Genomic DNA, 24,995 nt, shown 5'->3' on the forward strand with positions numbered 1-24,995 from the left:
CGTTTTGGGGCGAATCGTTAGCGGGCATACTACCCGCGGGCAGCCAGAATGCGCTTCCAGCCGTCTTCGGGAATCTGCGCGCCCATCACCTGCACCACCTCGTTGCTCACTACGCTCCCGAGGTTGCCGCTGTGTTCCATGTCCCAGCCGTTCATGTAGCCGTACAGGAATCCCGACGCCCACAGGTCGCCGGCACCAGTCGTATCGATGGCCTTCGCGGGGCCTGCCTGCACGCGGGTCACCTTGCCGTCCTTCGCAATGAGGGCGCCACGCTTGCCAATCTTCACCACGGCAACCTTCGCCTTCTGTGCAAGAACATCAAGTGCAGCCTCTTCCTTCACGCCCGCATACGCATACGCCTCGTCCTCGTTCGCGATGATGATATCAATCATCTTTTCGGCAAAGAGTTCATCAAACAGCTTGCGGCAGGCTTCCACCACGCCAAAGCTACTGAAGTCAAGCGCGGTTTCCACGCCCAGGCTACGCGCCAGCGTAAATGATTTCTTGAAGCAATCCGCATTGAACGCGCGGTAGCCTTCCGCATAGAGCAGGCCCACGCCGTCGTAGAGCGCCGGCACAAAGTCCTCACTCACAAGGAAGTCAGAAGCGCCGAGGTACGTCCACATGGAGCGCTGGGCATCGGGCGTTACCGCAGAGAACACGCAACCCGTAGCCGCATCGCTCATCCCGAGCTTCGATTCCACGCCGTTGCGTTCCAGGTGCTCGCGGAAAATCTTCCCGAGTTCGTCATCGCCGACCTTCGAGATAAACGCAGCCTTGCCGCCCAGGCGTGAGAGCCCGACCATCGTATTGCAGGTAGAGCCACCCGGCACGCGCAGCGGGTTCTTGAGCGCCGCAAGGAACTTTTCCATCTGCGGCCAGTCCACCATGTTCATGCCGCCCTTCTGCACGCCCTGAGATTCAATCCATGCGTCATCCACATTCGCGAGAATATCAACGAGGGCCGCGCCCATACCAAGAACTTTCTTCATAATGCTTCCTCTAAAAATGTCCAAAACTACAGGCCGCCCCTGCGGCGACGCAACTTGTCGCTAGCCTGCAGTAAAAATCTGCGTTCAGAATCCGTCAGCGAATCTATGCCTTCGCTATTTACCTTTTTCAGGATTTCATCTACGCGCTTTTGTTCATCTACATAGAAAACTTCGCCTTCGAGAGGGGCCTTTGCATCTTCGGCATCCCTATCCGACTCGTCGCGAGATTCCCTCTCAGAACGGCCTCCCGGATACACCTTGAATTTCGGGCCTCGCATTTTTTCAAAAGCATGGCCGAAACCACCAAAACCCCGTTCAAACAAGTGCATGTAAAGGAATCCGCCCACGACGCCACCCAAGTGAGCAAGGTGAGCTACATGGTCTCCCGATCCCGCCATAAAAACATCGATTGCCACCATGAACCACATGGCATACTTTATGCGCATCGGGAAAAACATGAACAGCAACAGCATGCGATTCGGGAAGAACTTGTAGTAGGCAACAAAAATCCCCATCAGAGCTCCCGAAGCACCGATTATCGGGGCGTTCGTCATGCCGAACCAGTACATGACCATGCTGAACACGGCAGCAAAAATACCGCAAAAGAAATACATTCCCATGAAATGCTTAGAACCCATCATGTCGGCAACGTCGCAACCGAACATCCAGAGCATAAGCATGTTAAAAAGGAAATGCCAGAAGTCGACATGCACGAACATGTACGTCACGAAACGCCATGCCTGCTCCGGGGCAAAAGGCCAAAAAGCGCCGAAGTACGAAATGTATTCGGCAAGGCTCCCATATCCAAGGCCCGGCAAGTTCAGATGCAGGCCAAGCAGCCTACCGACCACGAAAGCAAGCAAAAAGACAACCGCATTCGAAATCAGCAGCACTCTTATAACTTTAGGGAGAAAGGCAAAAGGACGCATAGTTTTTCCTACTTACTTCTTCAACAGAGGGATAATTTCTTCGGGGACGTGGCGAACGATTCCGCACTTCAGGAGCTCGCGCACCACGGTACTGGAAACCATCAGGTGCTCGGGAGCGCTCGACAAGAAAACCGTCTCGCATTCAGGATAAAGCATCTTGTTATTCCAGGCAACCGTCTGCTCGTATTCAATATCGCCTGCACCGCGAATGCCGCGCACCAGAAACCTAGCGCCAACGCGTTTCGCGAAATCGACAGTCAAGCCGTCAAAACAATCCACCTTCACGTTCGGAATGTCCTTGACCGCCGTCTTGACGATTTCGACCCTAGTCGATTCCGGCAACAAGTATTTCTTGGAAACATTTACCGCCAGGAGCACCCACAGTTCATCAAAGAGCGCCGAGGCGCGCTTCACAACATCTAGGTGCCCCACAGTGAAAGGATCGAAGGACCCTGCGAATACGGCGTTTTTTTTCATGCCGCAAATATAGAAATTATCCCCTGTAGACCACCAGGGAGGATTCGCCGTAGCGGCGGATTTGCACGGTTCCCGCTTCTTCGGCGGCCTTGGCCCATGCCGGCAAGTCCCGGCTCGGCGCTTCGAACACAGCCGTTCCCCCCGGATTCAGCCACTGCCAAAAAGGACGCAGGTCCGGATAGTCCATGTTCTTGAACGGCGGGTCTGCATAAATTAAGTCGAACCCAGATTCAGAACAAAGTAATTCTTTTTCAAGAGTCAGCGCGTTCTTTTCTAACAAAGTAAGTTTCGATTCCAACGAGAGAGCCTTGTAGGCCTGAAACACGAGCCTCGCCTGGGAATGAGCCATTTCAACGGCGACGACGCTAGAGGCGCCACGACTAACAGCTTCGATTCCCATGATTCCCGTTCCTGCAAAGAGGTCGAGCACCCGGAAACCTTCAACGCCCTGCAATATATTGAAGAGGGCTTCCCTCGTGCGGGAGCCCGTGGGCCTTGTTTTCGATGAATCGGGAGAGGGGACATTCCTCCCCCGCAACAGACCACCAGTAATGCGGATGGGCATATTACGGAGCTACGAACATCACAAGCGTGAATGCCGCAGCAAGGGATTTCTTCGCGAACTTAAGTTCTGCCTTGGTCACGCCAATGCGCACCGGAGACGCATCCAGGGCTGCCATCAGGGACTGAAGTTCCGGGAAGTCTGCAGAAGTCGTCACCTGGTAAGTGAAGCGCTTGTAGACACCGAATTCCTCGACCACAGGCTTGTCGAGCCCGGAAAGGTTCACCTTGTTCGAAGAAGCAAGAGACTTGAACGCCTTGATTTCTTCGGACATCTCGGACACGGGCACGAACCTCGACACCGCGGCCTTGTTCACGTTGTTCACGTTGAACTGACCAAACGCGGTAATGTCGGTTGCGGGAGCGTTTTCCGGCAGAGGCGGAGTCCTGAAATCAGAGCTCACGGACTTGACCCTTTCCAAGAAGCTGCGCTGCGAAGTCGGCTTGACCGAAACACCGCGAACGTAGAAGTAGTTCGGGGACTGGAACACGCAGTCGGAGAAGCCGACATCATCGGGAGTCGCCGTGGTAAGGAAGGTGAAGAACTGGTTGATGGCCGACCTCTGGTACGACACCTTTTCCATCGGGAGGAGCGAGGCGTAGTCATCACGCTTGTTGTTGAACAGCACCTTCGGATTGATTTCGCCCACCACCTGGCGAACCGTCAGTGATTCGCGTTTCTTGATGGCGGCATCGGCAGCGGCGGCCTGGGCCTGGAGCGAACCACCGGCAGAGGTCGTCTGCCCGGAAGCGAGCGTCAACGCGGTGCGGCTCGGATCCTCGGCACCTATCAGCGAGAGATACGGTCCAGGCAGAACCCCCTGCAACGGCTTGGGAACGCCAAATACGCTCAAGAAGCAGCTGAACGCCACAAACACGAATAGTGCGGCGAGCAAGCCAACCAAAGTTTTCTTCTTGGATGTCTTTACCTGGGCGGCAACGTCGGTCACGTGGACCGGAGTTACGGTTTCGTCCGCGACCGAAGCACGTTCGGCAGCTTCAATAAGGTTCAAACGAATCATACACCCTCCATCACGCTAAGCGCCGTACCGATGGCGCCCGCGCAGTTGAGCACGGCAGCAGAATCGACCTCGTCCACAGGAAGCCTGAGTTTCGAGAACGAATCCATCAGAATAAGCTGGCAATCGTCGGTGAGTTTAGCACGCAGTTTCTGCACGAAAAGCGGATCCATAGCCATTTCGCCACAAATATGCACCTGCTTCATTTCGGGCATGGTATTCTGTTCGCGAGCTTCCTTCATCTGGTCGCAGATGGCATTGGCAAGGAGCTCGTAGGCCTGTTCCGTCGAAGTATTCACGAGAGACAGAGTCGAGACGCAGCGGAGCGCCTGCAGGTTGTCCTTGTTGAGCCAGAGCATGGTGACACCGGCATAATCCGCCTTGATGACGCATTCAAGGTCCTTGATTCCATCCCCCACGTCCATAAGGTTCATGAGCGAAAGTACATCCACTTCCATGGACTTCGGCACGAGGCTCTTGCTACGGAAGCCCTTGCGCAGGGCATCCACCCATTCACGGCGGACCGCAATCAGCAGAACGGTCTTTCCGAGGTTCTCGTCGCCGCTCAAGATCTTGTAGTCTACGATATAGGCGCCCTTGTCGGCATTGGTAATGAGGCCGAGATACCACTGGAGGTAGTCATCCAAGTTGGGAACCGCCTCCGCCGGCACAAACACCTGCCGGACAATGGACCGGAATGCCGGGACGGTCACCGAAATCGACTCGATGCCATCGAGTTCGTTTTCTTCCATCCACCCCTGCAGGACGGTCTCGAAGGTGAAGATGTCATCAATCGGACTCGTCTCCGTCTGGAGGACCGCAGTCTTGAGCACCCGCTTTTCGGCGGAGTCCAAGAGGGCGACTTTCAAGGAAACATCGCCAACCTCAATACCTAGGTACAGTTTCGTATCACTCATATACTCAACGACTTATGAAGATTTTAATACCCTAAAACTAATCAAAAATCACCCCCTGGAGTATACCTTCCAACTTTTTCTTCCCGATTCCGGGCACTTTTTCGAGACTTGCGGGGGTTTTGAAGGGGCCGTGGGCCTCCCGGAAAGCGACAATCCGCTGTGCAAGCTTGGGCCCCACCCCTTTCAGGGCACAAAGCTCCTCCTCCGTCGCTGCGTTGATTTTTAGGGGCAAATGCACCGTTTGCTTCTTCGGGCGCCCCTTACGGGCACCTTCCGACGGCTCCTTTTTTGTTACTTTATCCAAAGTTACCGCCTCTTCGGACGGACGCGGCGCCCCATATTCCACCTTGGAATATGGGACAGGAGTTTCTTCAGGGCGAACCCGCTCCGAAATCTCCACAGTCTCGATAGACGGCGGCTCCCAGGGCAAGACCCTAACAGCAACCCCAACCACGAAAAATGCCATTGCTATATACAGAATTTTCTTTTCTGCAGCGTTCATCCGGTCCCCTCACCTTGTTGAAAGCGTATTTACATATGTCTTCTTATGAGAGCCTCCACCGCAGCCGCATCGGCGGGCACATCCACCGAAACGGACGGGAAAGGACTCTGCACGATGCGGATCGGGCGTTTCCCCAATATCCGCATCTGTTCCAGCGAGCGCTCCAGCTCGACCCCGCTTTGGGGAAGCCTGGAAAACTCATCCCGCGAAGCACGGGAATACGCATATATCCCCTGGTGCTGGAACCATCGGGGCGCCTCGGAAGGCTCCACGTGGCGGGTAAAATCTACAGCGAAACCGTTTTCGACCTTGACCTTGACGACAGTCGCGACCTCGGCATCCGAAGGCGACAGCGGACACGCAACAGTCACCCAGAAATCCGGATGGGCAGCCAATTCACAGGCCACATCTTCAAGTACGGAAGGCTCTACAAGGGGTTCGTCCCCCTGGAGATTCACGACGAGGTCAAGGTCCAAGGCGCTCGCGGCCTCGGCAACGCGGTCGGAACCGGTAGCGGCCTTCCCCGTCAAGACAAACTCGAACCCCGCCCCAGACACGACCTCGGCAATCTGTTCGGAATCCGTAGCGCAGACGATACGGTCAAAACATTCCGCAAGGGCAGCCCGTTTGAGCGTCCTCACGATCATTTCCGTTCCACAGAGCTTAAAAAGCGGTTTTCCAGGAAAACGGGAAGAACCCATGCGCGCCGGCACGATGCAATGGACTGGGGTCATGGAAGTCTAATTCGGGAGTCTAGCCGCCGATAACCTTCGGAATGGCGAAATGGTCGTTCTCCACCGCCGGAGCGTTCGCAAAAGCCTGGTCCAGGGAGAATCCCTGCACAGGGACATCCTCGCGGAGAATCGTAGCGCCGTTTTCGACGGCAGTCATCGGTTCCACATTGGACAAGTCGAGCGCCTTGAGGGCTTCCATGTGGTCGAGCATTCCATCCAGATGCGCCTTCACGGAATCGATGTCGCCTTCCGCGACTTCGAGCCTCGAAAGCTTCGCCAATTTCAGAACTTCTTCACGTTCAAGCATAGGACCTCTTTATTTTCATTCCTAAAATAGCAATTTATTTTCCCGAGGAGAGCAACAATCGTTTGCAAAATACGCCCTAACCCATAATTTCGAGCGCGGCATACTTAAGAATGATGGTCCGAACCACGTTGTCGCTGTTGAAGCGGACATCCACACGGGCGCTATCTCCCGTGCCATAGCATTTGGTTATCGTGCCCACCCCGTACTTGGAATGACGCACGCGGGCTCCCGGATGATACGGATTCTCGCTATATTCATCGTAGACAACGCGCGGACCGCTCGGAGCTGCCGGTTTTGCAATAGGAGCAACCTTGATAGGATTGCGGTAGACGATTCGCTGGTCGTTCTTACGGACAGAGGCAGGAACCGAGCCCGGACGACTGAACCCACCTCGGGATCCGGAACCGAAAGAGCCCGAAGGCGAAGGACGCCCTCCCTTCAAGGCAAAATCGGGCGCCTTGTTGTAGCGTGGTGCGGCTGGCGAATAGCCAAATTCAGAGCCGAATGCCGGGCGCGTATCAACACACGGCGTAAACTCGACCACTGACGAATCAAGTTCCTTGAGGAACCTCGATGGCAAAAACGGCCTGACGGTTCCCTGGTAGAAGCGTCTTTCGGCGTGGTACAGATAAAGTTTCTTTTCGGCGCGGGTGCAGCCCACGTAGAACAGGCGGCGTTCCTCTTCCATCTGCTCGCGCATTTCCTTGTCCGTCGCAAACGATGAACCTCGCACCAGCGGGAAGATTTCTTCGTCACAACCGGCAATGTGAACCGTATTGAATTCAAGTCCCTTCGCCATGTGGATGGTCATGAGCGTCACGGCGCCCTTCGAATCATCCACCTTCTTGTCGGCATCCGTCAATAGCGAGATGTCCTGCAAGAACGCATCCAGGGTCGCATCGGGATGTTCCTCGTCAAATTCGCGGATGGCGTTCACCATTTCGTCGATGTTCGCAATGCGTTCGTCCGCAGTAAGTTCATCTTCCTTGCGTAAAAATTCCTTGTATCCCGTATCGGCGATGATGTGTTCCGCAAGAATCGGAAGCGGAGTCTCTCCCGCCGCAACAAGATTCTTCCAGCCCTGGACCAGATCCGTAAAGCCCTTGAGTTTCGGAGCAGAACGACCCATTCCGTTCGCCTCGGAAACAAGCACCTGCCAAAAAGTGCCATCGCCATTACGGACTCGTTCCAGCACCGTTTCCACCGTGGTCTTGCCAATGGCGCGTGGCGGCGTATTGATAACGCGCAAGTGGGCTGCATCGTCCTTCTCGTTTGCAAGGAGACGCAGGTATGCCAGTATATCCTTGATTTCCTTTCTATCCCAGAAGCGCGTTCCCCCGAAAATAACCGAGGGAATACGCAAGTCATTCAAAGCCTTTTCTATCACGCGGGATTGAGCATTAGTGCGGTAGAAGATTGCCGTCTTCGAAAAGTTCGCCTCGCCCGCTACACTGATATTTTCCGCAATCTGCTGCGCTTCCGAACGGTCATCCACCAAATGCCGCACGCGGATAGGGTCGCCCGCTTCTTCTTTCGAGAACACGTTCTTCTCCATTTCGGCGGGTCGAATGTTATGTGCAATTACGGAACCCGCTCCCTTCACGATATTAGACGTGGAACGGTAGTTGCGTTCGAGTTTCACAATCGTCACCGGCGCAAAGTCGCGGTGGAAGTTGCGGATAATCTTGATATTCGCGCCACGCCAACCGTAAATGCTCTGGTCGTCATCGCCGACCACGGTCACGTTACGCTGGTCATTAATCAGCAACTTCAAGAGTTCATACTGCACATCGTTCGTATCCTGGTATTCGTCCACCACCACAAAATCAAAATGCGACTGGAGCTGTTCAGCCAGGTTCGAAACTCTCTGGAGCATGAGAACCGTATTGAACAGCAGGTCGTCGAAATCCATCGCATTCGATTCCAGGAGACGTTTCTGGTATTCGGCATAATAGCGGGCGTAGCGTTCCTCATCTGCGAATTCGGCCCGTGAGAGCGCCACATCCGGAGTTTGCAGTTCTGCACAGCCGCCCACATAGAGCACCGTATTCTTGTAGCGCGAAATCGCACCATGCACACGCTTGATTTCGGCGGCATCACATTCGTCCCCCAGGTCTTCCTTGAGAATCTGCTTCAGGATGCGCTTCTGGTCGTCGTCATCGTAGATAGAAAAATTTGCATCATACCACTTTCCACCAAAAGCCCTGAGCACCGCTTCCATGTTCAGGCAACGTTTCAGCAATCGAAGGCAAACCGAATGGAACGTCCCCATCCAAGGGAACCGCATATCGCAATCGAGCAGCTTCTGGATACGCCCGGTCATCTCGCGGGCAGCCTTGTTCGTGAACGTCACCGCAAGAACGCGACCCGGCTCAACATGGTGGCGTGACACAAGATGCGCAATCTTGTAGGTTATAGCGCGGGTCTTTCCCGAACCTGCACCAGCCAGAATAAGCATCGGGCCATCGATCTTCTTTGCGGCAGCCGCCTGCTCCGGATTCAGCTCCCTGTCCAAAACTTCTTCGTCAACAATGCGCGCCATCAAAATCTCCAGACAATTAAGGAAGCTCCGCAAAAAGCTCCGCTAAAAACACTAAAAACGCTCCGCTAATATAGTATTTAGCGAAGCAAAAAAAAGACCGGGGTCGAACAGAAAACTAGAATAGCATCATCGGAGGCCAATGGCCCGACTTGGGCCGCTCCTTGAATGTCGCGCCCGGCAAAAGTTCCCTTAGCTTGAGCGTCATGGAGGGCGTCACGTCCTGGTCCATGCGACCATAGAGGACCTGGATACCTTCACCACTTGCAACCGGACATTCAATCCGATGGGAAGCAAGGAACTTTAACCCCTCCGAGAGGCTTGCCGCGTCCATTTTCCGCGCAGCATCGGCCCATTCGTCGGGCCATTCGCTATACTCCTCGCCAAACTGTTCCTTGAAGGCATCGAGAACCACATCCGGGGTCTGGAAAATTTCGCGGGACTTGAACAGCAGGTTTTCCGAATTCCAGGGGCCATCGTCATCACAAAAGTCCGCGTAGGGCGAAAGAAAAATCCAGTTTTGTCCTTTCGGGCGCTTCGACGCACCCAGCATGAGCAGGAGGCAAGCCATTCCCCAGCCAACCACCGTGTCGGCCTTCGAGAGCCCGTCTATCTCATAGACGTCTTCGAGGGATTGAGACATTTTCTCGTAAGGCACAAAGGTATGGGAGGCAGATGCGCAGGCATCCGTCAAATCATCTTCCCAGAGGGACAGTTCCGAAGCCCAGTCCGGCAACCAAATCCATTTTTCCTTCATAACAATACTCCAAACACAAATTCAAAAAGCACACCTCTTTACATCTTCAAGTCTAAATGTATATATGCAAATCAAAAAAAGGAAACATTTTTAAAGAAAAAAACAAACATTTTTTCGAGATACTATATTTTGGAATAGTAATCTCTGATTTTTTTTGTAAAAATAACAGAAAAAAATCTAAATAGGCGGTTTTTATGCGATATACCTCTATCCTGCTCTCAATTCCGTTCATCCTCGTGGCCTGCGCCGGAGGAGACGCCCCCGAAACCGAGCCCCAGGTACAATCGGTCGAGATTGTCGAACAGGCGGCCCCCGAGCAAGACGCAACAGCAGAACTGCCGCAACCGACCATCCTCGTTACTCCCACCCACAACGGAAACGGGATTTCCGAATTCCAGGTCGTGCAGAACAACCCCTTCGCCCGTGCCTTGATGGAATCCATCAACGAATACCTCACCAAGAAGAAATACGACGTAAAATCCCTTGAGGGCCAAGCCGATCTCGACAACCTGGTCCAGATGCAAAACGACATTGCAGAAACGGACGAAGACCTGTCGTATCTCGCCAGCCTCTCCCTCGGTGCCGATGTCTACATCAAGTTCGCCGGAAATGCAAAAATGAAATCCATCACCGTGGAACTGAACGCCTACGAATCCTCCACGGCAAGGCTTCTCGGCAGCGAAACCATTCAGGATCCCGACTGCGGCGCTTCCGACCAGACGACGATCAAGACCTGTCTCCATGACGCGGCTAAACGCGGCATGCCCCTGCTCGAAAAGAAGATTCTCGCCTACTGGCAGCAGGACATCAACCAGGGGACACAATACAAGATTGTCATGAACATCAAGGGGGATTTCGACGAAGAACAGATCGAAGACCTCCATGACGACATCGCCTCCGGGCTCAAAAAGACCTTCAAGCGGGTGAACGTGAACGTGATGACTGCAAAGACCATCGACATGATTGTCTACGCCGATCCTGCAGAATTCCCCGACTCGCAGAGCGTCTATAGTTTTATCCGCAACATGCTCAAGGGAAAGGCGGACACCAAGAAAGTGAACGTCACCCGGAAATTCATCCTGATGGATGTCGAATAGGTGATTCCGCACGCCAAAATACTCTCTGCGTTTTTTCTCGTTTTTTATTCCGCTACGTTCGGGCTTCCCACCCGTCCCGAAAAGAGCCACGTTTACGACGAGAACCGCCTGGTTTCCGCCCAGCAGCTTGAATTTTTCGACCGTCTCTCGGATGAAGTTGCAAAAGAAACCGGCATCAGCATCGATGCGGTCCTTCTAGACGACACCGGAGAGAGAGATGTCGCTCAATACGCTTCAGATATTGCAGACAAATGGCAAGCAGATGCAGGCGTCAAGGGCGAGGTCCTTATTTTTGTCGTCCAGAAGCAAAGACGAAAACTGGTCGTGACCAAGGGAACCGCAAGCGAAATTCTTGACAGAGTCTCCATCCGAAAGGCAGAACAGGATCTCCTTGTCCCCTCCTTTCGCATGGAACACTACGGCGACGGCATCCTTTCACTTGCCGGGTGGCTCACTTTCGCCATCAGCGACAGCACCGGAAAAAAGTTCGACATCGACATGCAGGAACAACCCTCCGAAGAAGGCTTAACCATACGCGGATGGATATTCATCGCGGCCGTTTTCGGCCTGCTTATCGCATTCGGGAGCAAGGGGCGAAGGTTCGGATTCTTCGACAACATGAAAAAACTGCTCAGCGTCCGCGAGGTCGAGAATTCACAGTGGCCAAAAATTTTCGAGGACACGTTTGGAGACAACCTCATTTCGGCCTTCATCTCCGACAAGTGCCTTATGGAAGGCTTCGACGCGCTCGCAAAGCCCTGGACGGTGAACTTTATCCTCAAGGACAACTCGTCCGAGGAAGTTGCCAAAATTCACGTCCATGACAAACGCGCCCGCAGGGACAACATTGAGTTCGGACACTTCTACAGCCCCGCTGAAATCATTCGCACGCTCGATACCAATGCGCTTGAATACCTGCACATCGCAAACAGGAACGCCCCCCTCTGCGGAATCAAGCCCCTCGACGGATTCGAGCCCCGCAAGGATGCGCTCCAGTCTGAATGCGAACACAAGCTCCGCAACATCCTTGAACAGTTGCAAAAGGGACCTGCAAAAAAGGTTTCCCAAAAGGAAACCTTCGAAGAAATTCTCTTCATTCTCTATGGGATGTTCTTTATACAAACAGGAACTTACCCCGAAACGCATCAGCAGGTTCTCGACCTGTTCCCTAGCCTTAGCGGAAAAGACCCAGCCGATGCAATCAAGACAATCCTGAACGCATTCTAGCGACGGTTGAACGGCTTGATGCCAGAACCATGGCCAACGCTTCCTCCGCGGCGGTCGTCGTCATCGGACCTACGCGGAGGCGGATAAGAAGTTCCCGACTGAGACGGTACATCCCTTCCGAACGACGAGCGGTCATCCCGGCGTTCATCCCTGGAGCGGGGCCTGTCTTCTAGCCTGCGAGGTTCTTCTTCCTCCTGGCTCCTGTGCGGGTATACGCGAACATTGCCCGATGCGGGTTCCGCCTTTGTCCTAGAAGGAGGCGGAGGAGGCGGGTCCTTGCGCAACTGCTTCGGCTGCGAATGCCTAGGCGGCGGAGGCGGGTTGCGGTGGCCATCGCCAAGGTTCGGGCCAACATGGTGCGGCTTGCGCGGAGGAGGCGCGTAATGGCGATGGTGATGGTAATGACGCCTGGGCGCATGCCAACGGGTATCGCGCACGTAGATGACGCGCGGCCCCCAATCGAACCAGCAAGAGCCCCATCCCCAGTAGGTAAAACCACCTATCCAGATGCCCGGTGCATACGTGATGCGCGTGTAGCCATCATAATAGCGGTAGTATACGTAATGCGGATTATACACAGGCACGTAAACATACTCCGTACGGACCGGCAGAATCGTTATGTTGTCTCCTTTCGAAACTTTTACTCGGTCATCACTCTTCAAGTGTCCGTACTTCGCGGCCGAACGGCGCAAACGCTGGATAGCGGACATCACGTCGTCTTTTTGCATGAAGACCGCATCACCGAGCTGGTCGGTCCAGGCCGGATACTTCGCCATCATGGCAAGAACAGACGGGAAGGGAATCAAGGCCTGCACACTAGCATCGTAGGGCAGTTTCGCCCACGCCATTGCGTTTGAAAGATCCTTCCCCGAGAGGTGACGATGCGATTGCGCCCACGAATTCGCAGGGGCAATCTGGTCTCCGTATGTGGATGCAGCAAGAACCTGCACCAGAAGCGGGTCCGGGTATAAAGCGATGTTTGCAACTAGCGTATCCAGCTCCGACGGCGTAAACTCCTGCGCCAGTCCCTGGGACGGCAGGAATAGCAGCGCCGATGCTAGGATCAGGATTCCACGGATTGTTTTCGGCTGCTTTCGCAAAAAACGGAACATAAAGTACCTCCTCTGTTTTTCAAATTACAACTTTTTGATGTTCGAAACCATCGTGGCGTTGCAAAAAAACATGAAATTATCGTTTTTTAGCAAAAAATTAAGTTGTAAGCGAAAACAACACGTAAAACACATTTAACATTATATAAACATCTCCGACATTTATTTTTTAGTGGTATGGTTAAGGAGTCACCCATGTCCAGAAAAAAAATCACATCCGCACTGTTCTTCTGCATAGCGACAGCCGCTTTCGCGCAGACTTACGATCTACCCATCGTATTCATCGACACCAAGAACAAGTGTCTAGACCAGAACGTCACCGAAAAAATACCCGCCACGATGAGCGTGCTGGACGCGGCAACGAACAACGTAGCCGACAGCGCCAAGGGCACGCACTACAATATCGGCATCAAGGTCCGCGGGCAATCCTCGGCCAAGTTCCCCAAACCCGGCTACAGCGTAGAAATCCGCGACGACAAGGGCGAAGGCATGGACGTGAGCATGTTCGGGCTGCCCCCTGCCGACGACTGGGTTTTCCACGGCCCCTACGTGGACAAAAGCCTGATGCGCAACGCACTCGCCCACTGGCTGTTTAGGCAGGCTGGCCACTACAGCCCCCGTACCAAGCACTTTGACCTCTACATCAACGGCGTGTACCGCGGTGTGTACGTGCTCATCGAAAAAATCAAGCGCGGCAAATATCGCGTGAATGTAAGCAAGCTCAAAGAAACCGACATCAGCGGCGACGACGTGACCGGCGGCTACATCTGGGCATTCGACAAGACCGGCACCAATACCGGCGGCATGGGCAACGAAGACATCAACAAGGAAGGTTTCAAGACCGCCGACGGCCTGAACGTCATCATGCACTATCCCAAAAAGGAGAACCTCCAGCAACAGCAACAGGCCTACCTGAAAAAGTACCTGGAAGATCTCGAGAACCTGTTCAAGAACGGCAAGAACGGCAGCGGGTACGAGAACTATGTGGACATGACTTCCGCGCTCGACTACGTGCTGCACGAAGAAGTGACCAACAACTCCGACTCCTACTGGTGCAGTTTCTTCTTGCACAAGCCCAAAGAAAGCAAGGGCGGCAAGGTGACGCTTGGCCCGGCGTGGGACTTCAACCTCGCCATGAGCAACGGAAGCCAGCCTGAAAACGGCGGCAACAACAACGGCGGCAACAACGGCTTCAACTGGAACATGTGGGGCGGTGGCGGACAGGGCGCTGGCGGAATGGGAAGTTCCGGCACCACCGGCTGGCAAATCGAGAGCACCATGAAAACCGGCATGAGCGGGCTCAAAATCCCCAACTGGCTGCTTGGCATGTGGAAAGACAGCCATTACCAGAGTGAACTCAAGAAGCGCTGGGCAGAACTCCGCAGCGGCGTATGGCACACCAAGACCATGGACGTGTATCTCGACTCCATGAAGACGTACCTGACCAAAGCCGCCGACAGAAACTTCAAGCGCTGGCCGAACCTAGGCAAGTCCAGCGGTCAAGGCGATAGCGACCCGCAGCCGATGAAATACTGCAACCAGGGCGGTGGTCAGCAAGGCATGTGGAGCATGAATATGCCCATGGGCGGCTACAACGCCGACACCTGGGACGGCGAGTTCGAGCACCTCCGCAAGAAGATGAAGGAACGCATGAAGTGGATGGACCAGCAGCTCGGATTTACCGAACCTGCGCAGCCCATCGTCACCGAGCCCGTAATCCACGTTCCCGACTGGGCGAAGGATACCGTATCTAAAGTCGAGCCCCCTCCCGATGCCCTGGACGATTTCAGCAGGCTCTCGCCGACCAACTTCTTCAACGTGAACGGCGACAAGATTGAAATCCAGACCGATCTGGGCGGAACCTTCGCGCTCATCGACCTGAACGGCGTCACGCTGTTCAAGACCAGAATCAAGAAAGGGGTAACGACCCTGAAGGTGCCGGGAAAGGCCCAGAATCAGCACTGGATTGCAACGCTCAACGGGAAGATGCTAAGCCGCTAAAGTTTTTACCGCGGCGCACGCCCCAGAAACTGTCGTGAACTTGGTGAAGTGTATTTTTACCGTTCACGACAATTTTTATTTCTAGGCGCGAGATGTAGACGCCAGTCCCGACCAAGCGGCCGCTATTGGAACGCATGTTCCATGCAAGGAAGATATTTCCCTTGTTCTTGAGGCAGCCCTCTTCGCCGTACACGCCCTTGTCGGAGCACCTTATCGTATTGGACGTTCCGCCCACGTACTCGCCGAACTGGCTGTAATAGAACGTGCGGTAGTGCAGTTCCACGGCATCGTCAGATACAATCGTCCTTTCGCCGCTACGGTACTCTTCGAGATTGAATTCGGTTACCTCGCCCGCCTTTACGGCATCGATAAGTTCACGCGCAACGCCCGCTTCTGCAAGTTCCGCATCCAGCCTGCCGCTACGGATGGCATCGAAGAGGTCGGCCTGCGTCACGGTCTGGACGTTCCCTATGGTGATTACCGTATCGCGGCTCGCCTCGATATTCGCCTCCGCCATTTTCGCGAAGAGCTCCAGGTCGCCCTCGCCGACAACGGACCTGTAGTTGTCCTCGGTAATGGATCCGTCCAAAATCCCGTTGATGGCCTGCTCGCTAAAACCATACGAGGTATCCACCAGGTTCACGCGAATGTCGTTGAACAACTGCGTCAAGGCTTCCTGCTCGCTGATGCCGACAATTGTCGTGTCGTAATCAGTTTCGCTCCCGACGCGAGACTTCACGAAGGCATCGAACTTCTCGACGGCATCCTTCGTCTGCTCTACCATAATCTTCGCGATATCAAAATCGACAAGCGAGCCCTGCACGCCGAGCGAATCCGCTATCTGCTGGACGTCCTGGCTTATGTCCGTAATAAGCTTCACCTGCGTAACCGTATCGTTCCCGATAATGCCATAGGGGTCTTCTCCCAGCGAGACTACGCCCGGGTTCTCTACACCGAGTTCCTGGTCGCCCGTAATGGCAACCCACGGATTGTCCCTGTGCGGTACATTCCCGGCAAGGTCCTGCGCACCGCCCTTGGGTGCAAACCTGATCAGGTCACCATCCGTCGGCAGTACAGCCCCGTTCCCGCCCGAGGTATAGATGAGCGTCATGCGCGCTCCCGTTCCGCCCTGCTGCAGAGGCCTTTCGGGCTTCTCGTTTATTCCCGAGCGCATGCAGGTGTATTCAAAGATTTCAGAAAACAGGTGCCGGGACTCTTCAGAAATCGCCTCGCTGAAGGTAATGTCTATAAGCCTGCTCCCGTCCTTGCTTAACTTTTTCGAGGCAGAAAGCACGATGGGTCCGACACCGTCGGCAACCTGCTCGTTCTCGATAAAGAAGTTGCTGACCTCGCCCTCATTTTCGTAGGTAAACCAGTTGTTCAGGCTTCCAGAATAGATTCCCGACGCATCTCCGGTAAACTGCCTACTACCAAAACCGCAAACCTTCCCGGTACATTCCGCGCCAAGGTCTTCGGCAGTAAGCACGATATCGGTCTCGTTCACAATCTTGAAGTTCGATGTCGCCACGAACGTTTCTCCGAAAGTCAGCTGGATAGAATCCAGACGGCTCTTGCCATTGACGGCGCGCTCAAAGTGAACGTACAGGCTGTCGGCACGCCCGTCCCCGTTCCGGTCCATCGCGACCGCCCTCTCTACGCGCGGTGCGGGAGGTTCGGCAAACTTCAGGTCGGTCCATACCGAAATGCCCGCCGCGGCGCCCTTCGCCGTGAGCACGGCTCCGGACACGGGAACATTCGCATGCACGTAGAACGTCGCACGCCCATCCTCGTCCAGATTCACCGCGCTGATTTTCTTTCCGCCCGGCGCATCCAGGATATCTATCGCCGCATTCGAGAACGATAGGTTTATCTTGCGGTTGTAATTGTTGACGACGGCCCATTCCTCGAAGAACGTGATATTCACCTGGTAAGTCGCATACGCCCAAGGGCCAATCTGCGCCGTATCGCCAGAGACCTGCGTACCGAGGACAGTCCAGTCTTCCTTCGCGAACGCGACGCTCGGCACGGAATAGGACGGCACGGTAATTTCCACCTTCGTCACCTGGCTCGGGTCAGCCTTCAGGGTAATTTCCAGGAAGTAGTGCCCGGGAGCAAGCGCGTAGTTTGAAACAATCGCTGCAGAATCTATCGAGAACGTGGAATCGCTCGTAATCTTGATTCCCTCGTAATGGGTACCGACCCCGAGTATCTCGGGCCCCGCGAGGTTACCGCCGGTAAGCTTGAAGGTCGACGCGCCACCGGTCGTATCGCGCTCGGCAGAATTCGCGTCGAAATTGCAGGAAAGCTTGTTCTTCTTGTTGATCTGCCATACCTCGTAGCTCATTCCGGAGCCGCGCCTGTCCGAAGTCAGGAACAGCGACGCCTCGACCTGCAGGTCAATAGAAGTGCGCATGCGGAAATTAGACGAACCGGTATGGCGCTCCACGTAAAAGATATGGAAGTCGTACGTCTTTCCCGGAACAAGCATGTCGCCGGTATTCTGCCCGATGGTATCGAGATCTACAGCACCCGCCACCTGGCCATGCTGCCCGCCGATATCCACCGCAAGGCGATTGTCGATAAACACCCAAACATCGTCGTCGCCGTAAAAGTCGAAGTACTGGCCCGGGACATACTCGAACGTCGCCTGGATCTTTGCGGCATACCCGAAGTTATGCTTGCCTATCTTCGTTCCCTTCAGCTGGTCGTAGTAAGGGTTCGGAACCTTCTCCGCATCGTCGAGAAACTCGAAATCGTCCAGCAGGAACATTCCGTCCGAATTGGCCTCGTTGCCTTTCGATATCTGGTCCTTCGAAACTTCCGCAAGCCAGAAACCCTCGTCGTCCATAGATACATACAGGTCGCGGCAGGTCATGTTCGTGTATTCGTTGCCCGCACTGTCCTTGGCGACAACCTCGGGCAGGAACCAGCTGTCGAGATGCTCCGTAATCTTGCACTTTTCCGGGAAGGGGTCCGCACGCACGGGAACCCCGTTCGCACCGAGCCTGTATTCGACCATACCCGTAACAGCCTTGTCCTTGCCGGAGCACCCGCCCGAACCGAAGTCCGCGCTAACGCCGTTTGCGGGGTCACCGTTTTTTCCGCTTCCGTCGCCATCGCCATCGGTACCGTGCAGCCAGTCGTAGACGGTCACGGGAATCTTCTTGAGCGGGCAGTCGCCAAGCACGCCGGGGTAACCGGAAAACAGCGCGGGAACATCGGCCTTGTACCCCTGCACCCAAACCGTATCGGAGAGGGCGGCAACGGAATCCAGCAATATCTCGCTTGATTCCGTAGGTTCCTCGGCGACCATGCCCTCGGCACCCACGTAGTTGAGGCCGACAGTCTGCTTGAAGTAGACCCCGAAGCCCTCGGCGGGCGCATCCACTGTAGCCTTGAACCAGCCGCAGTAATTGTCGAGAGGCGTCATCGTGGCTACGGAATCGCCCCCCACGAACAGCACCGCGTTTGTGTTCGACCACGGCGTAAAGAAAACGACCGTCTTTTCGGCATGAGCCGTTCCGAGCGCCAAGACGGCAGCCACGGCCAGCATCCTAGCCCTTTCAACCCAATTCACCATAACATCCATCCCTGAGATCATCTACAATGTTCTCAATTTTTAGAAACAAATATAATACCTTTACAATAAAATATATTGTTTTTAAATAAAATTTTACCATTATTTAATAAAGAATGTTCTCACTTTTTACAAAATGTTCTCATTTTCCCTCAGAAACGACCGAATAAAAAAAAGGCGGCGCAAGGCCACCTTATTCTCCACATCTTGCTAAAAGCAAAAGGGACGTCCGATGGACGCCCCTTATTTGTTACTTCTGATTCGACCAGATGACGTAATCCTTGAGGGATTCTATCTGCTTTTTATCCAGGTAGTAAGCCAGCGAGGGCCTATCCGGGAGAATGATTTCGTACATGATGAAGGAATTGATCTTCCCTGCCGAAAGAGCCTTGTCCAGACGTGCAAGCGTCTTTGAATTCGCCTTCCGTTCATCAATCTTCGGCAACAGGCCGGCAAGGCATTCCTTGATCATCGCCTCGCCCATGTCCTTGTTAGCCTCGGCACGCTTCTTGTACTCGGGTTCGAACTTCCACGCGGCCTCGATAAACGCGTAATACATCCAGAGGGTATCGGCCTCCACCACCACGGAACCATCGGGGGCCTCGAGAACACGTGCCTGCGGGTTGAACGCCCAGTGGCTTGAATCGAGCCCGTTGGCCGCATAGATTTTCTGACGCAGGGATTCGAGCCGCGGGTTGTTGCGGTTCAGCACCTTCGCTATAGAAATCTCCTCGAGGGCCCTTTTCCTGTCGCCCTTGTTGCGGTAAACGTCGGCAAGTAGCCAATGCGCAAGGTAATCGATGTAGTTCGCCTCAATCGCCTTCTTGTACCAGGACTCAGCCATGTCCCAGTTCTGCTCTATACCGAAGGTCTGCGCGATGTAGGCCATCACGATGGTCGCATTCGGGTCAAGCAGCAGCACGCGCTTGTAAGCATCGCGGGCTTTCGCGTATTCCTTCTTGGAAAAGAGATCCTCCGCCTTGTCTAAAGCCTTCTTCACGTCACCCTTGAACTCGAAGGCGGTCACCTTGTAACCTCCATCCACAAACCTGCGGTAGGCGGGCATGTTCAGCAAGTTGCTGCGATCCGGTTCCGGGAAAGGTTTCTTGAGTTCCTTCACGGAATAGGCAATCTTGGAGGAGTTCAGCGTCTCCATCGCGCGCTTCAGGGGGTTGTCGTCTTCCGCAAAGGCGACTGCGGCAGACATGCAGAAAATGAGAAGTGTCTTGAATTTCATACTGTAAGTATATATAAAAATGATAAAGGTGACACAAAAGCCACCCTTTAATTTATTAAAAACATTGTAATCAATCAAACTGTAATTCGCCTAGAAACGAGCAAGACAAGGAACGCGAATCGAAGCTGTATTGACATACAGCGAGAGTTCGCGTGACACAGTATTGCGAAGTTTATCGGCGAATTACTTCACTTGTTTAGCGAAGGAATCCTTCAGATCCACCGTGCGGTTGAACACCAGGTGGTCCGGCTTGGAATCTTCGCTATCCAGGCAGAAGTAGCCCTGGCGCATGAACTGGAAGCGGTCTTCGAGCTTGGCGTCGGCGAGGCTCGGTTCCACCTTGGCCTGCTTAATCACCATGGATTCCGGGTTCAGGTAGTCGTGCCAGTCTTCGCCCTCGGGAACCTGTGCCGGGTCTTCCAGCGTAAACAGGTTGTTGATGAGGCGCACTTCGGCATCCACGGCATGTGCCGCAGAAACCCAGTGGATGGTGCCCTTGACCTTGCGGCCATCGGGAGTCTCGCCGCCCTGGCTCTGCGGGTCGTATTCGCAGTGAATCACCGTCACCTTGCCGTTTGCATCCTTCTCAACGCTCTTGCAGGTCACGAAGTAGGCGCCCTTCAGGCGGACTTCGCCATCCGGCTTGAGGCGGAAGTACTTCTTGGGCGGTTCTTCCATGAAGTCGTCGGCCTCGATGTAGAGTTCCTTACCGAAGGGGACTTCGCGGGTACCGGCAGCGGGATCGTTCGGGTTGTTTTCCACCTTGATCATCTCGACCTTGCCGTCTTCCCAGTTGTCAATCACGAGCTTCACCGGGTCGATAACCGCCATCACGCGGTTCGCCGTCTTGTTCAGTTCTTCGCGGATGCAGAAGTACAAGAGGTTCACGTCGACCATGGAGTCGGCCTTCGACACGCCAATGCGGTCGCAGAACTCGCGGATGGAACTGGGCGTAAAGCCACGGCGGCGGTAACCGCAAACCGTCGGCATGCGCGGGTCGTTCCAACCCATCACGGCCTTCGTTTCCACCAGTTCCAAGAGCTTGCGCTTGCTCATCATGGTGTAGGTCAGGTTCAGGCGGGCAAATTCAATCTGCTGCGGGCGGTTGTCGAGGCCAAGTTCAATCAGGAACCAGTCGTACAGCGGGCGGTGCGCCTCGAATTCCAGCGTACAGATGGAGTGCGTGATGCCTTCGATCCAGTCGCTGAGCGGGTGGGCAAAGTCGTACATCGGGTAGATGCACCACTTGTCGCCGGTGCGGTGGTGGGTGCAGTGCTTGATGCGGTAGATGACCGGGTCACGCATGTTCATGTTCGGGCTAGCGAGGTCCACCTTCGCACGGAGGCACTTCTCGCCATCGGCGTACTTGCCGTCGCGCATTTCGCGGAAGAGCTTCATGTTCTCTTCGATGCTGCGGTCGCGGTAAGGGCTCGGGCGGCTGGGCTTGCCGGCATCGTTGCCGCGGTATTCCTGCATCTCGTCGCGAGTCAGGTCTTCCACGTAGGCCTTGCCCATCTCGATAAGCTTTTCGGCAAAAGCGTAAATCTGGTCGTAGTAGTCGCTGGCAAAGTATTCGCCGCCCTTCCATTCAAAACCGAGCCACTTCACATCTTCGCGGATGGAGTCCACGTATTCCACGTCTTCCTTGGAGGGGTTCGTGTCGTCAAAGCGCAGGTTCGTGATGCCGCCGAAATCCTTGTACTTGATGGCGGTACCGAAATTCAGGCAGATGGACTTGGCGTGCCCGATGTGGATGTAGCCGTTGGGTTCGGGCGGGAAACGGGTATGCACCTTGGTGCGCTTGCCCGTCTTGAGGTCGTTGACGATGATGTCCTGTACAAAATTCGAGGATTCAGGGATTTCCATAGTTGAACCTTTGGTTTTTAACGGAACAAATATAAAAAAAAGCCCCCGAACGAATCGGGGACACATTCAAACCGGACGGGATGCCGTCGCAGTTCTAGTTCTTGGGAACCTGGGCGCCAGTGCCTTCCACGGCACCGAACAGTTCGAGCGCCTTCGCAAACGGATAGCGGTTCATGAACATCGTGGCGGAAGATTCCATCTTGCCGACCATGTTCATGCCCATCGCAGCACGGAAGGTGTTCGCCGGAGAATTCGGATCGTAATCGGTCTTTTCCTTGTAGCTTGCGTTGAGGAAGCCGTTCAGGTAGGCTTCGTCAAGCTTGCCCTTGAACACGGACGGATCCTTGAGAGTCTTGTTGCCTTCGACCTCGGCGAGCTGTTCCACATCCTCGAAGTCCTTGGCCCAGATACGCATGAACTGTCCACCGCCCGGAATCATGAGGTCGGCCTGCTTGTTCAGGAAGAAGATGTTGTTGGTCGCGGTCGTCACGCGGGCAGCTTCCTTCTTCTTGTCGCTATCGACATGGCCACGATCAAGGGCGGCCATGATGGTGCAACCGATAATGTTGTGGTCGATGTAGGCGTTGAGACCCGGCATGTAGCGGTATCCGTAGCCCATGTCGCCCTGGTCCTTGAGACGAGACCATGCAAAGAGCAGGGTGTTGTGATGGAACTTGACAACGGCATTTTCCTTGGCGCTGGAACCACGGAGTTCAAGACCTGCCATACGGAGCGCAACGAATATGTTGTTCGAAATTTCGGCCGTCCCCTTGAACATGCCGCGGATAGCGTAGTTGGGAGCGTTCACGAAGGCGCAGTTCTTGATGACCAAGTCGACGGTCGGGTTGTCGAGGTAGATTTCGGAAGTCTCGGTCGTGAGGACGCGGCCGGTCAGGTCCGGACCACCGACACCGGCAGCCCCGATCGGCTGCATCATACCGCTTTCCACGCCTTCAGGCTTGCCCGCACGGTTCGGATCCTTGTCACCGTTATAGGCGATGGAGTTGCCGCGGTTGAACAGGAGACCGTCAATGACGACCTTGCCTCCGTCCAGCTTGATCTGCATGGTGCCATTGCCCTTTGCCGTTCCGTTGGACTCGGCAGTGGGTTCGATCAGGGTCTTGTACTTGAGCACGTCGCGGGTCTTGAAATCGGTGGAATAACCGCCAACGATAGTCACCGGCTTGGTGACAAGGATATTGCCGCAGTCGAGCGTACCGAAGTAGTTACCCTCGGCAACGAGGATGGTAGAACCAGCCGGAGCGGCATCGAGCGCCTTCTGGAGGTTCTTCATCGGCTTGTCGGCAGAAAGGCCGTCCTTGCGATTGGAACCGGTTTCCTTGCTAACATAATAGGTATCGGCATAGGCGGACGTGCACAAGGCCGCAGCCAGAGCCATGACGAGAATTTTCATGTTTTTCATATTACTCCTTTAAAGTTTTGCGAAAATATAATACAAAAATCTTACCGACGGCGCTGTTCTTCGCGAATTTTTTCCATGCGGGCCTTGTACTTCGTGTTTACCGCGTTGAGCCTCTCATCCGTAAAAGCCTTCTTGAAAGACGAATCCATCATCCCGTAGATGGATTCACGCACGCCCTGGATAAAGAATCTCGCCTCGAAATCCTCACCGAAATTTTTTCTCATCCCATCAAAGAGAATATCGATTGTCACGCCCTGCGTGTAGGAATACTTGACTATCATGGACGCCGTGTCCGCAAGGACAACCTTCTTGCCCGTGATCGGCCCTGCAATAGCAATCGGCGACGCGTTTTCACCCGCCTCCCTGCGTTCCTTTGCCACCTTGTCGTAGTGCTTGTTGACCGCATTTTGTTCTTCCGCCGAAAGCTGGAGTTTCCAACTTGAATCCTTCAGAGCCCTCTCGTTGTCGGCGATTCCCTGAATCATAGCATCGAGTTCAAGCATTGCGCCGACCCGCTGGGGCGTATTCATGTACGACGGCAACCCGTAGACCGAGCCCAGAATGTAAGCAAAAACTTGCATGTCGGTTGTCGTATCCACTGCGGAATTCTGCGGCTGGGCCGTATTTTCCCGGACTGAAGCCTGAGCCTCGACCGCCTGCTTATCGGCCTTCTGCGGCTCATCCGATTCACAAGCAAGCAGCGCAAAGGCACAAACACACAAGGCAACAAAATTTTTCATAGCGAAACCTCTTTTGCCCTAAATATTATATATCTTTTGTAAGGATTATTTATAGTTCAGCCCCAGGTGGGCGGACAAAAGAGGTAAAATTGAACCGTATCGACGGAAAAACAGAGACGCTCTGTATCTTCGGGCATCCGGTGGCGCACAGCAAGTCGCCCGCGATGCACAACGCCCTTTTCGAGGCGCTAGGAATCAACGCACGCTACCTCCCCCATGCACCAGAACCGGAAAAATTCGCGGACGCCATCCGCGGGTTCAGGGCAATGAATTTCCGGGGGGCAAACGTCACCATCCCGTACAAGACCGAATTCGTAGGTTGCGACGGAACCCCCAGGCTCGTAGACGAGCTTAGCAACATCAGCAAGTTTACCGGCAGCGTGAACACGCTATACTGGAAGGACGGAATTGTCGGGGGCACCCTCCGCGGAACGACAACCGACCCGTACGGCTGCATCCGCAACCTCGAAGAGAACGGCGTGAACGTCAGCAACAAGCGCGTGGCGCTCCTCGGGAACGGCGGCGCCGCAAAGGCAATCGCGTTTACGCTCGTGGAACAGGGCAACGCGCTCACCATCGTGTGCCGCACGGCAGAAAAGGGCCAGGCGCTCGCCGACAGCCTTAATGCGGTATTTGTCGAGGTCGGGGTAAAGGTTTCGACCTTCGCCGACTTCGAAAGCATCTCCGCCGATTTCGACATCATCATCAACGCGACATCCGTGGGCATGACCCCGAACGAAGGCGAAAGCCCGCTCCCCGCGGAATGCCTCCACAAGGGGCAGGTCGTGTGCGACATCGTGTACGCGCCGCCGCGCACCAGGCTATTGCAGATGGCAGAGGCGAAGGGCTGCAAGGTCGTCACGGGCGAAGGCATGCTCGTACACCAGGGGTTGGAAAGTTTCCGCAAGTGGTTCCCGAAGGAGACGGAGGGCCGCACCAACGAAGAACTGACTGCGATTATGCGCAAAGGGATGCAGGGCTAAC

Annotated in this window: 21 protein-coding genes; 4 read left to right on the forward strand and 17 right to left on the reverse strand. The window is 54.6% G+C overall.

The annotated features are described in order from the left end of the window. Positions 1-29: 29 nt before the first annotated feature. The 11 genes from B4B27_RS12375 to B4B27_RS12425 all read right to left on the reverse strand — a co-directional run bounded on the left by B4B27_RS12375 (position 30) and on the right by B4B27_RS12425 (position 9,734). Positions 30-992 (reverse strand): adenosine kinase, encoded by a 963-nt coding sequence (locus B4B27_RS12375; protein WP_290726951.1) that lies wholly within the window; start codon positions 990-992, stop codon positions 30-32. 26 nt (positions 993-1,018) lie between these two features. Then, positions 1,019-1,885: a rhomboid family intramembrane serine protease gene (locus B4B27_RS12380; RefSeq protein ID WP_290726952.1), complete on the reverse strand. Its 867-nt coding sequence runs from the start codon at positions 1,883-1,885 to the stop codon at positions 1,019-1,021. A 48-nt stretch (positions 1,886-1,933) separates the two neighbouring features. Then, positions 1,934-2,398, reverse strand: a complete 465-nt coding sequence (gene coaD / locus B4B27_RS12385; RefSeq protein WP_173365822.1) for a pantetheine-phosphate adenylyltransferase — start codon at positions 2,396-2,398, stop codon at positions 1,934-1,936. A gap of 16 nt (positions 2,399-2,414) precedes the next feature. Next, positions 2,415-2,963, reverse strand: a complete 549-nt coding sequence (rsmD, locus tag B4B27_RS12390) for a 16S rRNA (guanine(966)-N(2))-methyltransferase RsmD (RefSeq protein ID WP_290726953.1) — start codon at positions 2,961-2,963, stop codon at positions 2,415-2,417. Position 2,964: 1 nt separating this feature from the next. Further along, the gene (locus tag B4B27_RS12395) at positions 2,965-3,981 is read right to left on the reverse strand and encodes a hypothetical protein (protein WP_290726954.1); all 1,017 of its coding nucleotides are present in this window, start codon (positions 3,979-3,981) and stop codon (positions 2,965-2,967) included. Beyond that, a complete protein-coding gene (locus B4B27_RS12400; protein WP_173365819.1) occupies positions 3,978-4,895 on the reverse strand; it encodes a hypothetical protein in 918 nt (305 codons plus the stop codon). Before B4B27_RS12400 ends, B4B27_RS12395 begins: the two co-directional genes overlap by 4 nt. 37 nt (positions 4,896-4,932) lie before the next feature. After that, positions 4,933-5,397: a ComEA family DNA-binding protein gene (locus B4B27_RS12405; protein WP_290726955.1), complete on the reverse strand. Its 465-nt coding sequence runs from the start codon at positions 5,395-5,397 to the stop codon at positions 4,933-4,935. Between the two features lie 29 nt (positions 5,398-5,426). After that, a complete protein-coding gene (locus B4B27_RS12410; protein ID WP_290726956.1) occupies positions 5,427-6,131 on the reverse strand; it encodes a 3-deoxy-manno-octulosonate cytidylyltransferase in 705 nt (234 codons plus the stop codon). Positions 6,132-6,150: 19 nt separating this feature from the next. Beyond that, the gene (gene gatC, locus B4B27_RS12415) at positions 6,151-6,438 is read right to left on the reverse strand and encodes an Asp-tRNA(Asn)/Glu-tRNA(Gln) amidotransferase subunit GatC (RefSeq protein WP_173365816.1); all 288 of its coding nucleotides are present in this window, start codon (positions 6,436-6,438) and stop codon (positions 6,151-6,153) included. Between the two features lie 76 nt (positions 6,439-6,514). Beyond that, entirely contained in the window at positions 6,515-8,980 is a 2,466-nt protein-coding gene (locus B4B27_RS12420; protein ID WP_290726957.1) for an ATP-dependent helicase, read from the reverse strand. A gap of 115 nt (positions 8,981-9,095) precedes the next feature. Next, entirely contained in the window at positions 9,096-9,734 is a 639-nt protein-coding gene (locus B4B27_RS12425; RefSeq protein ID WP_290726958.1) for an alpha/beta fold hydrolase, read from the reverse strand. 194 nt (positions 9,735-9,928) lie between these two features. Between B4B27_RS12425 and B4B27_RS12430 the strand changes: the two genes are divergently transcribed. Together B4B27_RS12430 and B4B27_RS12435 are read left to right on the forward strand one after the other, a co-directional pair. Beyond that, the gene (locus tag B4B27_RS12430; RefSeq protein ID WP_290726959.1) at positions 9,929-10,831 is read left to right on the forward strand and encodes a DUF6175 family protein; all 903 of its coding nucleotides are present in this window, start codon (positions 9,929-9,931) and stop codon (positions 10,829-10,831) included. Beyond that, positions 10,832-12,058 carry a TPM domain-containing protein gene (locus B4B27_RS12435; RefSeq protein WP_290726960.1) on the forward strand — a complete coding sequence of 409 codons (1,227 nt, stop codon included), beginning with the start codon at positions 10,832-10,834 and terminating at the stop codon, positions 12,056-12,058. It abuts the gene before it with no gap. Here B4B27_RS12435 and B4B27_RS12440 read toward each other — a convergent pair. Beyond that, the gene (locus B4B27_RS12440) at positions 12,055-13,170 is read right to left on the reverse strand and encodes a DUF3300 domain-containing protein (protein WP_173365811.1); all 1,116 of its coding nucleotides are present in this window, start codon (positions 13,168-13,170) and stop codon (positions 12,055-12,057) included. The genes B4B27_RS12435 and B4B27_RS12440 overlap by 4 nt on opposite strands. Positions 13,171-13,362: 192 nt before the next feature. On the opposite strand from B4B27_RS12440, the gene B4B27_RS12445 reads away from it, so the two are divergent. Further along, a complete protein-coding gene (locus B4B27_RS12445) occupies positions 13,363-15,168 on the forward strand; it encodes a CotH kinase family protein (RefSeq protein WP_290726961.1) in 1,806 nt (601 codons plus the stop codon). Here B4B27_RS12445 and B4B27_RS12450 read toward each other — a convergent pair. The 5 genes from B4B27_RS12450 to B4B27_RS12470 form a co-directional block, all read right to left on the reverse strand. Continuing rightward, positions 15,143-18,748, reverse strand: coding sequence for a fibro-slime domain-containing protein (locus B4B27_RS12450; protein WP_290726962.1), 3,606 nt, complete (start codon positions 18,746-18,748; stop codon positions 15,143-15,145). The two genes, B4B27_RS12445 and B4B27_RS12450, sit on opposite strands and share 26 nt — an antisense overlap. Positions 18,749-18,995: 247 nt before the next feature. Next, positions 18,996-19,982, reverse strand: a complete 987-nt coding sequence (locus B4B27_RS12455) for a tetratricopeptide repeat protein (RefSeq protein ID WP_290726963.1) — start codon at positions 19,980-19,982, stop codon at positions 18,996-18,998. 183 nt (positions 19,983-20,165) lie between these two features. Beyond that, entirely contained in the window at positions 20,166-21,848 is a 1,683-nt protein-coding gene (locus B4B27_RS12460) for a glutamine--tRNA ligase/YqeY domain fusion protein (protein ID WP_290726964.1), read from the reverse strand. A 94-nt stretch (positions 21,849-21,942) separates the two neighbouring features. Beyond that, positions 21,943-23,271, reverse strand: coding sequence for a hypothetical protein (locus B4B27_RS12465; RefSeq protein ID WP_173381839.1), 1,329 nt, complete (start codon positions 23,269-23,271; stop codon positions 21,943-21,945). A 41-nt stretch (positions 23,272-23,312) separates the two neighbouring features. Further along, positions 23,313-24,011 carry a hypothetical protein gene (locus tag B4B27_RS12470; protein ID WP_290726965.1) on the reverse strand — a complete coding sequence of 233 codons (699 nt, stop codon included), beginning with the start codon at positions 24,009-24,011 and terminating at the stop codon, positions 23,313-23,315. Between the two features lie 89 nt (positions 24,012-24,100). Here B4B27_RS12470 and aroE point away from each other — a divergent pair, with 89 nt between their 5' ends. After that, a complete protein-coding gene (gene aroE / locus B4B27_RS12475) occupies positions 24,101-24,994 on the forward strand; it encodes a shikimate dehydrogenase (protein WP_290726966.1) in 894 nt (297 codons plus the stop codon). Position 24,995: the final 1 nt, after the last annotated feature.

The organism is Fibrobacter sp. UBA2449, assembly GCF_002342555.1.
Lineage (GTDB): Bacteria > Fibrobacterota > Fibrobacteria > Fibrobacterales > Fibrobacteraceae > Fibrobacter.

Bases quoted from the DNA above. Each gene is read 5' to 3' on its own strand.
- B4B27_RS12375 (WP_290726951.1), bottom strand. From the start codon at position 992: ATGAAGAAAGTTCTTGGTATGGGCGCGGCCCTCGTTGATATTCTCGCG.
- coaD (WP_173365822.1), bottom strand. From the start codon at position 2,398: ATGAAAAAAAACGCCGTATTCGCAGGGTCCTTCGATCCTTTCACTGTG.
- rsmD (WP_290726953.1), bottom strand. From the start codon at position 2,963: ATGCCCATCCGCATTACTGGTGGTCTGTTGCGGGGGAGGAATGTCCCC.
- B4B27_RS12395 (WP_290726954.1), bottom strand. From the start codon at position 3,981: ATGATTCGTTTGAACCTTATTGAAGCTGCCGAACGTGCTTCGGTCGCG.
- B4B27_RS12400 (WP_173365819.1), bottom strand. From the start codon at position 4,895: ATGAGTGATACGAAACTGTACCTAGGTATTGAGGTTGGCGATGTTTCC.
- B4B27_RS12405 (WP_290726955.1), bottom strand. From the start codon at position 5,397: ATGAACGCTGCAGAAAAGAAAATTCTGTATATAGCAATGGCATTTTTC.
- B4B27_RS12410 (WP_290726956.1), bottom strand. From the start codon at position 6,131: ATGACCCCAGTCCATTGCATCGTGCCGGCGCGCATGGGTTCTTCCCGT.
- gatC (WP_173365816.1), bottom strand. From the start codon at position 6,438: ATGCTTGAACGTGAAGAAGTTCTGAAATTGGCGAAGCTTTCGAGGCTC.
- B4B27_RS12420 (WP_290726957.1), bottom strand. From the start codon at position 8,980: ATGGCGCGCATTGTTGACGAAGAAGTTTTGGACAGGGAGCTGAATCCG.
- B4B27_RS12425 (WP_290726958.1), bottom strand. From the start codon at position 9,734: ATGAAGGAAAAATGGATTTGGTTGCCGGACTGGGCTTCGGAACTGTCC.
- B4B27_RS12430 (WP_290726959.1), top strand. From the start codon at position 9,929: ATGCGATATACCTCTATCCTGCTCTCAATTCCGTTCATCCTCGTGGCC.
- B4B27_RS12440 (WP_173365811.1), bottom strand. From the start codon at position 13,170: ATGTTCCGTTTTTTGCGAAAGCAGCCGAAAACAATCCGTGGAATCCTG.
- B4B27_RS12445 (WP_290726961.1), top strand. From the start codon at position 13,363: ATGTCCAGAAAAAAAATCACATCCGCACTGTTCTTCTGCATAGCGACA.
- B4B27_RS12450 (WP_290726962.1), bottom strand. From the start codon at position 18,748: ATGGTGAATTGGGTTGAAAGGGCTAGGATGCTGGCCGTGGCTGCCGTC.
- B4B27_RS12455 (WP_290726963.1), bottom strand. From the start codon at position 19,982: ATGAAATTCAAGACACTTCTCATTTTCTGCATGTCTGCCGCAGTCGCC.
- B4B27_RS12460 (WP_290726964.1), bottom strand. From the start codon at position 21,848: ATGGAAATCCCTGAATCCTCGAATTTTGTACAGGACATCATCGTCAAC.
- B4B27_RS12465 (WP_173381839.1), bottom strand. From the start codon at position 23,271: ATGAAAAACATGAAAATTCTCGTCATGGCTCTGGCTGCGGCCTTGTGC.
- B4B27_RS12470 (WP_290726965.1), bottom strand. From the start codon at position 24,011: ATGAAAAATTTTGTTGCCTTGTGTGTTTGTGCCTTTGCGCTGCTTGCT.